13 protein-coding genes are annotated in these 13,296 nt (G+C 62.2%); 12 read left to right on the top strand and 1 reads right to left on the bottom strand.

Annotation, left to right across the window (positions count from 1 at the left end):
• Positions 1–9: 9 nt before the first annotated feature.
• The 7 genes from gspD (at position 10) to P4826_RS15815 (ending at position 7,970) form a co-directional block, all read left to right on the top strand.
• Positions 10–2,448: a type II secretion system secretin GspD gene (gene gspD / locus P4826_RS15785; protein ID WP_317701310.1), complete on the top strand. Its 2,439-nt coding sequence runs from the start codon at positions 10–12 to the stop codon at positions 2,446–2,448.
• 216 nt (positions 2,449–2,664) lie between these two features.
• Positions 2,665–3,135 carry a hypothetical protein gene (locus P4826_RS15790; RefSeq protein ID WP_317701311.1) on the top strand — a complete coding sequence of 157 codons (471 nt, stop codon included), beginning with the start codon at positions 2,665–2,667 and terminating at the stop codon, positions 3,133–3,135.
• A 167-nt stretch (positions 3,136–3,302) separates the two neighbouring features.
• A complete protein-coding gene (locus P4826_RS15795; RefSeq protein WP_317701312.1) occupies positions 3,303–4,235 on the top strand; it encodes a hypothetical protein in 933 nt (310 codons plus the stop codon).
• Between the two features lie 86 nt (positions 4,236–4,321).
• Complete coding sequence (locus P4826_RS15800) at positions 4,322–5,410, top strand: hypothetical protein (protein WP_317701313.1); 1,089 nt, start codon at positions 4,322–4,324, stop codon at positions 5,408–5,410.
• Between the two features lie 12 nt (positions 5,411–5,422).
• Entirely contained in the window at positions 5,423–6,304 is an 882-nt protein-coding gene (locus P4826_RS15805) for a peptidyl-prolyl cis-trans isomerase (protein WP_317701314.1), read from the top strand.
• Between the two features lie 24 nt (positions 6,305–6,328).
• Positions 6,329–7,006: a methyltransferase domain-containing protein gene (locus P4826_RS15810; protein ID WP_317701315.1), complete on the top strand. Its 678-nt coding sequence runs from the start codon at positions 6,329–6,331 to the stop codon at positions 7,004–7,006.
• 40 nt (positions 7,007–7,046) lie between these two features.
• On the top strand, positions 7,047–7,970 hold the full coding sequence (locus P4826_RS15815; RefSeq protein ID WP_317701316.1) for a glycosyltransferase family 2 protein: 924 nt from the start codon (positions 7,047–7,049) through the stop codon (positions 7,968–7,970).
• Here P4826_RS15815 and P4826_RS15820 read toward each other — a convergent pair.
• Positions 7,967–8,149 (bottom strand): hypothetical protein, encoded by a 183-nt coding sequence (locus P4826_RS15820; protein WP_317701317.1) that lies wholly within the window; start codon positions 8,147–8,149, stop codon positions 7,967–7,969. The two genes, P4826_RS15815 and P4826_RS15820, sit on opposite strands and share 4 nt — an antisense overlap.
• 37 nt (positions 8,150–8,186) lie before the next feature.
• Between P4826_RS15820 and P4826_RS15825 the strand changes: the two genes are divergently transcribed.
• Genes P4826_RS15825 through P4826_RS15845 form a run of 5 tightly spaced genes read left to right on the top strand, consistent with a single transcriptional unit; the run spans position 8,187 to position 13,276 of the window.
• Positions 8,187–9,320: a glycosyltransferase family 4 protein gene (locus P4826_RS15825; protein ID WP_317701318.1), complete on the top strand. Its 1,134-nt coding sequence runs from the start codon at positions 8,187–8,189 to the stop codon at positions 9,318–9,320.
• 33 nt (positions 9,321–9,353) lie between these two features.
• Positions 9,354–10,163: an ABC transporter permease gene (locus tag P4826_RS15830; RefSeq protein WP_317701319.1), complete on the top strand. Its 810-nt coding sequence runs from the start codon at positions 9,354–9,356 to the stop codon at positions 10,161–10,163.
• Complete coding sequence (locus P4826_RS15835) at positions 10,163–11,386, top strand: ABC transporter ATP-binding protein (RefSeq protein WP_317701320.1); 1,224 nt, start codon at positions 10,163–10,165, stop codon at positions 11,384–11,386. The genes P4826_RS15830 and P4826_RS15835 overlap by 1 nt, the downstream gene beginning before the upstream one ends.
• Positions 11,368–12,282 (top strand): LpxL/LpxP family acyltransferase, encoded by a 915-nt coding sequence (locus tag P4826_RS15840; RefSeq protein WP_317701321.1) that lies wholly within the window; start codon positions 11,368–11,370, stop codon positions 12,280–12,282. The genes P4826_RS15835 and P4826_RS15840 overlap by 19 nt, the downstream gene beginning before the upstream one ends.
• Positions 12,275–13,276 carry a class I SAM-dependent methyltransferase gene (locus P4826_RS15845; protein WP_317701322.1) on the top strand — a complete coding sequence of 334 codons (1,002 nt, stop codon included), beginning with the start codon at positions 12,275–12,277 and terminating at the stop codon, positions 13,274–13,276. The genes P4826_RS15840 and P4826_RS15845 overlap by 8 nt, the downstream gene beginning before the upstream one ends.
• The last annotated feature ends 20 nt before the right edge of the window (positions 13,277–13,296 follow it).

Here is a 13,296-nt window from a genome sequence, read left to right on the forward strand (position 1 = left end):
TTTCCCCTTATGAACATTCGGCCATCCATCCTCCTGCTGGCCATGCTGGCCGCAGGTTGTGCCAGCGTGAATGACCGGCCCGCCAGCGTCGAACCAGCCACAGCAGCCCCGTTGCCAGCAGAATCGGGCGGCTCGGCCCCGGCCGTTGCCACGGCCCCGCCAGCCGAGCAGGCCCAGCCCCAACCCGCTGCAGCCCCAGCCCCCGCCACCGCGCAGGACAAAGCCCCCGAAGCCAAGGCCGCCGCCAGCAACACCAAGCTCTTTCCCGGCACCGGCCAGCTTGTCAAGCAGGGCGTGGCCCCCAAGGCCGACCCGGTGCTGGCCACCGGCGACCGTGTCTCGCTCAACTTTGAAAACGTCACCATCGGCAACCTGGCCGCGGCCCTGCTGGGCGACCTGCTCAAGCTCAACTACACCATAGACGCCGGCGGCGAAACGGTGGTCAGCCTGCGCACGCGCCAGCCGCTGCTGCGCGCCCAGGTGCTGGACGTGCTCGACGCCGTCCTGCTGCCGCACGACCTGGCCATCGTGCGCGACAACGCCGGCGTCTATCACGTCACCAAGCGCGCCGCCACGGCCGGCTCGCGCCCGCTGGTCAGCGCCTCCAAGTTCAAGGACCTCACCGGCAGCGGCACCGTCATCGTGCCGCTGAACCATATCGCCGCCGCCGAAATGGCCAAGATCCTGGCCCCGCTGGCGCCGCGCGAATCCATTGTTTACGTGGACACCATCCGCAACCTGCTGGTGCTGCAAGGCAGCAAGGCCCAGCTCGGCGGCTGGCTGGAAATGGTGGACACCTTCGACGTGGACTTTCTCTCCGGCATGTCGCTGGGCGTTTTCGTGCTGGAGAACGCCAGCGTCAACGTGGTGCGCGACGCGCTCCAGGTCGTGCTCGGCGGTGGCGGTGGAGCTGGCGCTGCCTCGGCAGGCGGCGCCAGCGCTGCGTTTGCCTCGGCCGGCGCCGCCGCTCGGCCGGGCGCGGCACCCGCGGCATCCAGCCCCGCCGGCGCCGCCACGGCCAATGCCGCCGAAGTGGCAGAGGCCGCCGTCGGCGCGCCGCTGTTTGGCCTGATCCGCCTGTTTCCGGTCGAGCGCCTGAACGCCCTGGTCGTCGTCACCCCGCGCCCGCACCTGCTGCCCCAGGTCGAGACCTGGATCCGCCGCCTCGATCGCCCCACCGACGCGCTGGAGCAGCAACTCTTCGTTTACCCCGTGCAAAACGGCTCCGCCGTGCACCTGGCCGAAATGCTCAACGGCCTGTTCACCGGTGGCCAGGCGGCCTCGGGCGCCGCTCGCCCGGGCGTGGCCGCGGGTGCAGCTCCCACGCAATTTGGCGCCGCCGCCGGTCTGGGCAGCAGCGCCAATCGGCCCGTGGCCAGCACCAGCGGTGCCATGGGCACGGGCGCCAGCGGCACGGGCAACTTTGGTGCCCTGGGCACAAGCACCGGCGCGGCCGGCCAGCAGGGCCAGCTCAGCTCGGTCTCGCAGCTCGAAGGCGGTGTGCGCGTCGTCGCCGACGACAAGCGCAACGCTCTGCTCATTCGTGCCACGCGCGTCGAATACCGTCGTATAGAGCAAGCCCTGCGCGAGCTCGACAAGGCCCCCACCCAGGTGCTCATCGAAGCCAGCATCGTCGAGGTCAGCCTCACCGGCAACCTGAGGTATGGCGTCGAATGGTTCATAGAAAACAGCATGAGCCGCGACCGCACCGGCCAGGCCGGGCTCAACCTCAACGCATCCGGCCCCATAGGGGCGCAGCAGCCGGGTTTTTCGTACACCATCAGCAAGGCCGGCGTGGTGCGCGCCACGCTCAACGCCCTGGCCGCCAGCTCGCAACTGCGCGTGCTGTCCAACCCCTCGGTGCTGGTGCTCGACAACCACAGCGCCACCATCCTGGTGGGCAGGCAGCAGCCCATCAAGCAGTCCACCACCGTCACCACGGGCAACCTGGTCACCGAAGCCATTGTCTATAAAGACACCGGCGTCATGCTCAGCGTCACGCCCTCGGTCAACGCCGGCGGCCTGGTCACGCTGGACATCAACCAGCAGGTCACCGACGTGGGCGACGTGGACGCCGCCACCGGCCAGCGCAACTTCCTCACGCGCCAGATCCAGAGCCGCGTGGCCGTGCGTTCGGGCGACCCCATCGTGCTCGGCGGCGTAATGACCGACAACGAAAACGGCGGCAACAGCGGCGTGCCCGGCCTGCGCAACATCCCGCTGCTGGGCGCCCTGTTCTCCACCACCAACAACACCCGCGCCCGTACCGAGCTGTTGGTCATGCTCACCCCGCGCGTGCTGACCGACGACTCCACCCTGCGCGAAGTCAGCGCCGAGCTGCGCGACCGCATGCGCAACCTGACCACGCAGACCTCGCTCAGCCCGCTGCCCGCGCTGGAGCCTGGTCACCAAAGCGCCCCCGCGCCTGCGCTGGTTGCGCCTCGGTAGCTACATATTTTATAGCATGCAAGGCAGTATCAACGCTGGTTTATGGCTGTTTCTCCCTCTCCCGCTGGCGGGAGAGGGCAGGGGTGAGGGCGGTAAAGGCGGGCGCCGATCCCGATACCCCCTCACCCCCACCCTCTCCCCCAAGGGGGCGAGGGAGTAAAAGCCTGCACCAATCCAAGCCTCCCATCTACGGATACCTATATGAAGACCCATCACATGACAGCCACCGCCTACCCCCGCCGCCGCCTGCTGCAGGCCCTGGCGCTACCCTTCGCCGCAGCCCTCGCCCTGGGCGGCTGCGCCAGTGGCCTGGGCCCAAGCAGCGAACAAGCCCTGCTGCAACGCGCGCGCGAATACTGGGCGCTGGTGCAGCAAAACGACAAGCTCCGGGCCTGGCCCTACGAGGCCGCATCCAAAGACCCGAAGGCCAACCTGGAGGCCTACGTCAAGCGTGGCGGCATCACCTTCGATGCCATCGAGGTCCAGGGCATCCAAAGCATGGACAACGGCAAGGCCGTGGTCAGCGTTCGGCAGCGCTACAGCCTGCCCCTGCTGCGCCTGCCCAACCAGCAAGCCACGCTGCAGGATCAATGGCGACTGATCGACGGCCAGTGGTACCACTACCAACCGTTGAGCGTGGCGTTCCCCGATGCCCTGCCTCGTGAGGGCAGTCAACAGTCCCCATAACGGTTGTTGTTTTTTTGTTCAAAACATTACGTATGGTTTTTTTTTGGGTAGTTACGATTGAAAGCGCAATGTTCCCGGGCTAAGATCGCTCCAACCCAAACGAAGTGGCGGATGGGTTGCACGCCCCGTTAGGGGGAGGCTTCCTTCAATTTTTTAAGGACTGAAACATGAAGAAATTTGCAATGGCGGCAGTTGCCGTCGCAGCAATGATGGCTGGTGGGGCACAGGCTTACACCGCCGGTACGTTTAGCAATGGCGCCGTGGTTCCCAACGTCATTCACAACGGCAGCACCCAGTTCACCGCCGTGGGTGTGGTGAACCAGACTGGTCGTACGGTTCCCGTGTTCTGGACGTTTTTTGACCAGAACTCCGGCCACATTACCGACGGTTGCTTCGTGGTGACCGACAAGGGCTATCGCAGCTTCAACTGGATGGCTGAGTCCGGCAATGGTCTGGAAAACAGGCGTGGCTACCTGGTGTTTGCCGCAGGTGGTAGCACGGTGTCGAACCCGGTGGCGGGCCCGACCTGCGCCGATACCGGCCATGACGTCACCGCGCAGATTGGCGTGCACGCCTTCCAGGTGGATACCACCGCCCAGGATGTGGCTTACACGCCTGTAATCGACGGTCCCTTGGGCACTAATACCCTCGGCGTTGGTATCGAGGGTGATCTGACCACCATGGATAACGCTTCGATTGGTGTTGTGGCGGGTGCTGCGCAGTCTGGCATTAACGCTGCTACTGGGAATGCAAGGTTCTCCATGCGTTATTACCTGGAGAATGGTTCTTCGACCAACATCGTCGTCTGGTCCACCGGCCGTCAGAACCGTTCGCACACCGTGAACATTTTTGACAACGCCCAGAACCGCAAGTCGGTCAACTTTGACCTGACGCAGCAGGAACTGGACTGGTTCAATCCCGCCACGATCGCCGGCCGTCCCGCCAACTTCGTGGATGGTTTCATTGAGTGGAATGCCAATGGCGCACTGCGCAATGCCGCTACACCTCCGGCGCCAGTCGCCGGTAGCATCTTCACGTACAGCGTGATGGTGGCTCCCGCTTTCAACGCCACGCAGACGGTTCTGGGCATGCACCGTTAATGGTTGAATTCGGCCGGTCTGCCTGACCGGCTGAATTTGATTGCCTACATATAGCGCCGCAAGGCGCTATATTCATTTCAAGCGATATGAAAAGTCTTTCCGGTTTCTCGCGATGGCTACCATCGCTGGCCCTCAGTCTTCTATTGGCGGCCTGCGCAGCAAACACAGATCAGCGTGCTGCTGCCATCAAGCCCGACCCCGGTAAGAATGCCGACCCCACCCGTATCAGCTTTCAACTGCCGCAAGCCTGGGGCGGTGCGGTGCAGTGTCTTGAGGGGCAAAATTGTTACTTGATTGCGGTGGAGCACGAACTCAGTCAACTCGTATTGATGGAGTTTGACAACGGCAAGGCCGTGGTTCGCGACAAGCAGCCGCTGGGCTACCACCCAGATTCCGCCATTTGGCTCGCCCCCAACCTCGTAGTGGCTGCGGTAGAGACCGGCGGCACCCTGGATTTTTTTACGGTCGATAACCATCAATTAAGAAAAATCGATGCCCAGGGCGTCGGTTTTTCTCCCAGGGATGTGGTGTTAGCCGCCAATGCTGGCAGCAGCTACACCCTGCTGGCCACCCCATACAGCGGCAAGCATGTGTCCTGGCTGACCTGGGATCAGAAAAACCCCGGGCAGTCCACACTGAATCGTACCTTCTGGTGTGAGGCACCCTGGCACCCGGTGCATGTCAAGCAGTTGCCCCCAAACCGGGGCCCGGGGATTGCGGTAGCCTGTCTTGACGACAAGAAGGTCATTGCGGTGCCGGCCACCAATTTGCAAACCACGCCCGCGGTATTGGCCACGTTTGACGTCATTCCACGCCAGGCCAAGCCCAGCCCCAGCGGACGCTGGCTGTATGTGGCGCTGGAAACCGGGGGTAAGAATGCGCGCATTGACATGCATACCGGGGAACTCCAGTTTATTCAGGGCGATCCCAGGGGCGCCAGCTCGGTGCTGGCGCTGGCCGATGACCTGGTGATTTGGGGTGACAGCCAACGCCTGACGCTGCAAAAACTCGACACGCAGGGGCAGGTGCTGGACACCAGAGAAATCAAGACTTCGGGCTATTCCACCGAGTTGCAGCTCCACGATATCAATCGCGATGGAATTCAGGATATTCTCGTGTTGAACTCTACGGGTGAGACCTCTGATGTGATATTTGGCCCGATTTGGAAAGATTGATACCTAGTTCCCATGAAATTCAATATGAAAATTTTCGCCGCGATTGCGGGGTCGCTGTTGCTGCTGCATTCGGCCATGGCCCAGAACGCCGGTAGTGATTTGTTGGCGTCATTCTCGAATGGAGAAAAGATAACCACTGCTGATTTTGGTGCCTATGTGGAAAGGCGCATTGACCTGAAGCCCACGGTTCGGAACTTCGCCGGTGCCAAAGCTGCCCTGGAAGAAATGGCCGTGACGCGTGTGCTGACCCTCGAAGGCGGGGAGTTGCATATATCCAGGGCCGCAGAGCGCAAGGATCAGAAGTTTGATGATGTGTATGCGCACGCGGTATATCAGAAGCTGGTGCCGCAGTGCCAGGCCCCGAAAGGCGAGGAAGAACGCCGCGCATACTATGACAAGAACCCTGCAGCATTTACATTGCCGACCAGTGTCCGATTGAGCAGAATTATTCTGCCCAAGGATGTGAAGATAGAAAATGAAGCTCCCGGTTTGTGGCTGTTTAATAAGGTTCAACTCCTGGGTGCCGGAAAAATAAACTTTTCTGATATTGCCAAAGAAGCCGACAAGGTATATCAAATAGACCCCCAGGGCGATCTTGGTTGGGTGGCGCTGGACGGAGATAACAGAATATTGAAGGCCCTGGCGAGTGCCAACGACGGGGATCTTGTCGGGCCATTGCCGGAAGGTGATTTTGTTTATCTATTCCAAATCAATGGAAAAAGGCCTTCTGCAGTGCTGCCATGGGAGCAGGCGGCCACGTTTGTTGACAGCCGCGCGGTGAGTTACTGCCGGCAGCAAGAACATAATAAATTGCGCGACAGGCTTTTTCAGAAATATGGCGTGAAGATCATTGACGAAAATATCCAGAAAATGTTCGATCTGCGCCATAATTGAGTCGATTCAAGGACGAGCTTCACGATGCATCCAAGTGCAATGGACAATGGGCGACTTTTCTTTGACGCCTACGCCGCGAAAATAGACAGTGGTATTGTTGTTGATATAGGTTCGCAGGACGTGAATGGCTCTTTGCGGGAGGTGTGCCCACCGCATTTGCAGTATATCGGCGTTGACTTTGCGGATGCCAAGGGTGTGGATGTGGTTTTGCAAGACCCCTATCGGCTGCCTTTCGCCGATGATTCGGTTGACGTAGTTGTCAGTAGCTCATGCTTCGAGCATTCCGAATTTTTCTGGGTGCTCTTTCTTGAAATACTCCGGGTGCTGAAAAAACCCGGGCTGTTCTATTTGAATGCGCCGTCGAATGGCACATTCCATCGCTACCCGGTCGATTGCTGGCGCTTTTTCCCCGATAGTGGTGCGGCCCTGGTCAACTGGGGGCTGCATAACAAGGTAGATGTTTGCCTGCTGGAGACATATATCAGAAAACAGAATGAAGCGGTGTGGAGCGATTGCGTTTCCATTTTTCTCAAGGGGCGGGAATATGTGGGGAAGTTCCCGACGCGCATCACCCAGGGTATTACGGATTTCTATAACGCCAAAACCATAGAACACCTTGAATTCATGAATTTTGAGGAATTTCCAGAGGATCTCCAGAGAATACATCAGCTGGAAGTCCAAAAGGCAAATAATGCAACCTAAGGCGTCGGTGTTGATACCGGTAAAAAACGGAGGTGCGTTGTTGGCACAGGTACTGGACGCCGTGCTGGCCCAGCAGGCGCCTTGGCCGTTCGAGGTTTTGGTGGTGGATTCCGGTTCGAGTGACGGTTCTGTAGCGCTGGCTCAGGGCAAAGGCGTGCGCACGCTGAGCATTGCGCCCGCCGATTTTGGCCATGGCCGTACGCGCAATTATTTGGCGAGTCTGTCTAGCGGCGAGTTTCTGGTGTTTATCACGCAAGATGCGAGGCCGGCCGACGCGCATTGGTTGCGCCGTCTGGTTGAGGGCTGTGATAGCGCCCCCGATGTGGCCGGCGCGTTCGGCCCGCACCGCGCCCACCCCGGCGCCAGGCTGGTCACGCAGCGCGAGCTGGCAGAGCATTTCGCCGGCTTTGGCGGCGAACTCTCGCGTGTGCGCATGGAGGATGCCGATCGTTTCGAGCGCGAGCCCGGCTACCGCCAGTGGCTGCATTTCTTTTCGAACAACAATTCCTGCCTGCGCCGCACGGTGTGGGAGAAGTTGCCGTTTCCTGACGTGATGTTTGCCGAGGATCAGACCTGGATGTTGGCCGCCATCAAGGCCGGTCACGCCAAGGCCTTCGTGCCCGAGGCGGCGGTGTACCACTCGCACGACTTTGGCGTCTGGGAGACGTTGCAGCGCAATTTCGACGAGGCTAGCTCGTTCCAGCGCGACTTTGGCTATCGGGTGCAGCCCAGCCTGGCGCGCGCGCTGGCCAGCTCCGTGCTGTTGGCGCGACGCGATGCGCGCTGGATGCGCCAGGCGGGAGATCGCGGTGCCTCGTGGCTGAAACATTGTGTTTATATGGGCGGCATCGAGTTGGCGCGCACCCTGGGGCAGTTTCTGGGCACCAGGCACCGGCAGTTGCCACTCTGGCTGGTGGGCGTGATTTCGCGCGACCAGTCGCTGCAGCGGGGCCGTGCGGCTTAGGTTTTTCTTGGTTTTGGCTTGACATGCACCGCATGCCGCGCTCTCAGGGGCCTGCGGTGCTCTTCAGGCGTGCAACCAGTCAATTTTTTTGAGGTTTTTATGCTGGGATCAATCAGGCTGCGGGTGCGCAGGGTGTTGGATTTGACGCGGCGCCACGGCGTGCGGCGCACCTTGTCCATGGTCAGGCAGCGGCTCAAGCATGGGCCTGGTGCGCCGATGAAGAGCCGTAACGTTTTCACGCACTACGATTTCGTGCGCACGGATCGCATAGCGCTGGCGCCGGGCGCAGCCCGGCCTGGTACGCTGCTGTGGTTCATTCCGGACTTCAATATCGGTTCGGGCGGGCACCAGACTATTTTTCGCACCATCTGGCACCTGGAGCGCATGGGTTGGGAGTCGAACATCGTCATCGTGAGTCCCACGGAACATGCCACGGCGGAGCTTGCGCGCCACGATATCTGTACGCATTTCTTTGCCTTGCAGGCCAAGGTTTTCATCGGTTTCGATCACCTGCCGAACAGTGAGTTCGTCATCGCGACTGGCTGGCAGACGGCCTATCCGGTGCGTGCGGTGACCGGGCCGGTGAAGAAGCTGTACTTCGTGCAGGATTTCGAACCCAGCTTCTACCCCACGGGAACCGAGTCTATCCTGGCGGACAATACCTATCACTTCGGTTTCTTTGGCATCACCGCCGGTGGCTGGCTGGCACGCAAGCTCAAGGCCGAATACGGCATGCAGACGCACCCCATCAGTTTTGGCGTGGATCACGAGCTGTATTGCCAGCGCCCGCGCCGCGAGCCGCATATCCAGCGCGTGTTCTTCTATGCTCGCCCACCCACGCCCCGGCGCGCCTTCGAGTTCGGCCTGTTGGTGCTGGAGGCTGTGTCTCGCCGCCTGCCGCAGGTGCAGTTCATTCTGGCTGGGTGGGATGTGAGCGACTATCACATTCCATTTCCGCATTTGGCGGCGGGCGTGATCTCGCCCGGCGAGCTGGCCGATGTGTTCAGCCAGTGCGACGCGGCCCTGGTGCTGTCGCTGACGAATTTGTCGCTGATGCCACTGGAGGTGATGGCCGCGGGCTGTGCCGTGGTGTCTAACCGAGGCGAATGCGTGGAATGGCTGCTCAACGATGACCTGGCGCTGCTGACCGACCCCACGCTGGAGGCGCTGACGGACGCGCTGTGCCGCGTGCTGCAGGACGAGCCAGCGCGACAGGCCATGTGCCAACGGGCGCAGGCCTTTGCGCGCCGGCAGCATTGGCATGATTCGGCCCAGGCCTTCGAGCAGGGCTTGCTGGAGGCGCGCAGGGTGCTTGGCCCGGCGACAGCGGATGTGGCCCCAGGGGCTTGAGGTGCACAGCGTGTCTGCGCAAGCGGGGTGGCAATGGATGTGAGTCGCAATCAGCCCGGGGCCTCGGGGGGCATGCAGCATGCCTGGGTGCTGTGGCGCTACTGGATGCTGCGCGAGTTCAAGACGCGCTACGCCGGCTCGGTGCTGGGCCTGGCCTGGGCCTTCGTGCAGCCGCTGGCGTCGCTGGCGATCTTCTATGTGCTGTTCGGCCTGGTGCTGGCCGTGCGCGTGCCGGGGCTGGATTTGGCCAACGGATATCTGTTGCATCTGTTGGCGGGTCTGGCGGTGTGGCTACCGTTTACCGACGCCATTGGTCGCGGCGTGGCTTGCCTGACGGCGTACGAGGATTTTCTGCGCAAGCAGCCGATGCCGGCCGAAATTTTGCCTGCGGTGGCTGTGGGTGGTAGCCTGCTGGTGATGGCAATCGGCTATGGCTTGCTGTTGGTGCTGAGCCTGACGCAGGGGGCGCCGCTGCGCCTGACCTGGGCCTGGTTGCCGGTGTTGCTGCTGGCGCAGCTGGCGCTGACCCTCGGCCTCACGCTGATGCTCAGCATGGCGCATTTTCTGTGGCGCGACGTGGGATCGATGGTGGGTTTTGCGTTGCAGCTATGGTTTTATCTGACGCCGGTGGTCTATCCGCTGGCCCAGGTGCCCGAGCGCTTTCATGCCTGGTACCTGCTTAACCCAGTGGCCTGTCTGGTGTTGGCCGTGCAGTGGGCGGTGTTGGGCATGGCCATGCCGGTGGGCACGCTGTGGGCGCTGCTGGCCTGGGTGCTGCTGCTGGGCGGCGGCGGCTGGTGGTTCTTCCGCACCATGAAACCGGCCCTGGGTGAGGCGCTCTAATGGCCATTGCATTCAAGAACATCGAAAAGCATTACGCGGTCTATGCCCGCCCGCAGGATCGGCTGTGGGAGTGGGTGTCCGGGCGCCAGCGCCACCGTGTGCATGTGGCGCTTTCGGGCATAAGTTTTGAGGTGCGCTCGGGCGAGACTTTTGGCCTGATCGGCGAGAACGGTGCGGGCAAGAGCACGCTGCTGAAGATTGCGGCTGGCACCATACGCCCCACGTGCGGCGAGGTCACGCGCCAGGGGCGGGTGGCGGCGTTGCTGGAACTGGGCGCGGGCTTTCATCCCGAGGAGTCGGGCCAGGACAATATCCGCTTCATGGCGGCGCTGCATGGTCTGGAGGGGGCGGCTCTGGAGGACTTTGCGGCGCGGGCGACGGCGTTTTCCGAGCTGTCGGAAGAAACGTTGCAGCGGCCCGTGAAGACCTATTCCTCGGGCATGTTCATGCGCCTGGCGTTCGCGGCGGCCACGGCCATAGACCCTGAGGTGCTGATCGTGGACGAGGCGTTGTCGGTGGGCGACCTGCATTTCCAGAAGAAGAGCCTGAACCGCATTCTGGAACTGCGCGAGCGTGGTGCAACGGTGCTGTTTTGCTCGCACAACCTGTACCAGGTGCGCAGCCTGTGCCAGCGCGCAGCCTGGATCCATGGCGGACGCATAGCGGCCATCGGCAGCACCGAGGACGTCGTCACGGCCTACGAGGCGCATGAGCGCAGGCGCTATGCCCATCTGCGCACCGATGCGCCGCCGGCTGAGTTGTCGAATACCCAGTCGGTGGCTCCCGCCCCGACCGCTCACACCTCGGTGCCGGTGAAGATCATGCGCGTGGGCACCGAAACGGCAGATGGCATCAACCCGGCGCAGGTGGATTCCTTTCAGGATCTGACCTTGGAGATTGAGCTGGAGTCCTATGGCGATACGCCCTTCCACGTGGGGTTTTCCATCGTCCGGCCGGACAAGGACAATGTGTTTGGCACGAGCACGCATTTTCTGCCCTCCAGGCAGGCCATGCGTGGCCTCGGGCAGCACCTGCTGCGAGTAAAGTTCCCGCGCCTGCCGCTGCTGTCGGGGCAATACCTGTGGAACGTATATACGCTGGACGATACCGGCCTGCAGGTGCTGGACATGGCTGAGTTGATCCAGCCTTTCACGGTGCTCAATCAGAAGCACCGTGAGGTTGGCTTGGTCTGGCTGGAGCATGAATGGCTGCACATCGAATGAACGGCGATTGGCGCCTGGATTGGGCCTTTCCTGCCTTGGGTCGTCTTCCCACGACATTACCCTGGAGGCTGGTGCGCTGGCTGGGCCGTGACGCTCCTGTCGTGCGGCGCGAGACCGAGGGGTTTTTGCAGCGGCGCTTTGGTCAAGTTTTCCCCAGGGCAACGCCCGTGCAACACCGGCAGTGGGCGCGGGCGCACCTGGACATGCTGGCGACCGAAATGCTGGATGCGGCAGCCTTGCACCGGATGGGCAGGCCTGGCGGCCCACGGATCGAGTTGACTGGCTGGGAGCATGTGCAGGCCTTGCAGCAAACGGGGCAGGGGTTCATTCTCGTGCTCAATCACTATGATCGCTTGCTTGCGGCGGCGATTGCTCTGGCGCTCAGGGGCTTGAAGCTGCACATCATGACCATGCCTGTGGTGGACAATCCGGGCCTCACAACGGCGCAGCGCGATTTCATTCTGAGAAAAATTGCGGCCCTTACGAAAATCACGGGGGGGCAATGGCGCCTATCCAATGAATCTTTGCGGCCGTTGCACGAGGGGTTGCGCAAGGGGCAGGCATGGGTGATTTTGGCCGATGCCTGGAGCCCAGACTTCGCACGTATGCGCAGACATGCTTTCCTGGGCGGATACCTGAGCCTGCCGACGGGCATTGAGCGCCTGGCACGTTCGACCGGCGCGGCCTTGCTGCATGGGCGCACGCGCAGCCTGGCGCCGGACAGGCTGGCTGTGCTGGTGGAGGCTTTGCCAAGTGACCCTGAGATGGCCATCGACAGCGTGATTCAGCGTCTGGACAGTGATGTACGCGAGCGTCCCTGGGCCTGGTGGCACTGGGGGATGTGGGAGCAGATGTGGCAACCTGCCACTGGAAAGGTGACGGGGAGCAATGTCTGACATAGAGCGCTACGACTACGCCTTCGATCCCGAGGGGGATGCCTGGGCTGCGCGCCTGTTGCGCCGTGTGCCGCATGGCGCCTCGGTGCTGGAACTGGGTCCCGGCCCGGGCGCCATGACGCAGGTGCTGCGCGCACGCGGGCAGGCGGTCACGGTGGTGGAGAACGACCCGGCGGCGCTGCAGGCGCTGCAGGCGCTGGGGGTAGAGGTCGTGCAGGCCGACCTGGATGGTGCGGCCTGGCTGGACGCCCTGCAGGGCCAGCGTTTTGGCGCCATCCTGGCCTGCGACGTGCTGGAGCATCTGCGCCAGCCGGAGCAGGTGCTGAAGATGCTGGCCGGACAGCTGGAGCCCATGGGCAGCCTGGTCATCTCGCTGCCGAATATTGCCTACGCCGGCGTGGTGGCGGCGCTGCGCGCCGGCTTGTTCGAATACGCGGACAAGGGGCTGCTGGATCGCACCCATGTGCGTTTTTTCACGCGGCGCAGCATTGAGCAGCTGTTGATGGACTGTGGCTGGGTACCGCTGGCCTGGGAGGCCAACCGTGTGCCCGTGGCGCACAGCGAATTTGCCAGGTACTTCGAGGCTATTCCCGATGCCTGGCGCCAGCATCTGCTGACGGGCTGGGTGGATTTCGATGTGTACCAGTGGATGGTGGTGGCAGCACCCGCCCGCGATTCGCGCGACTGGGAGGCGGTGCGAGTGCGCACCGAGGTCAGTCAGCTGCGCGCACAGCTACAGGCGCTGCAAGTGACGCACGCGGCGGAACATGCCTCGTTGCTGGAGCACCAAAAGGCTTTTTCCGAGGCCAGGCAGCTGATCGCAGAATTTGAGCAAAAGCGGGACTCGCTGAATCAGCAGGTACAGCAACTGGAAGCGGACAAGGCAGCGCTGGCCCAGTCCTGCCAGAACGCTCAAGAAACCTTGGCTCTGGAGCGTGCCGCCATGACCAATCGTCCTTGGCTCGAGCGCCTGGCTCGGCGGTTGGGTTTTTGAGATGATGCAAGGGCTTAGGT

This window comes from Diaphorobacter limosus (assembly GCF_033100095.1).
Classification (GTDB): domain Bacteria; phylum Pseudomonadota; class Gammaproteobacteria; order Burkholderiales; family Burkholderiaceae_C; genus Alicycliphilus; species Alicycliphilus limosus.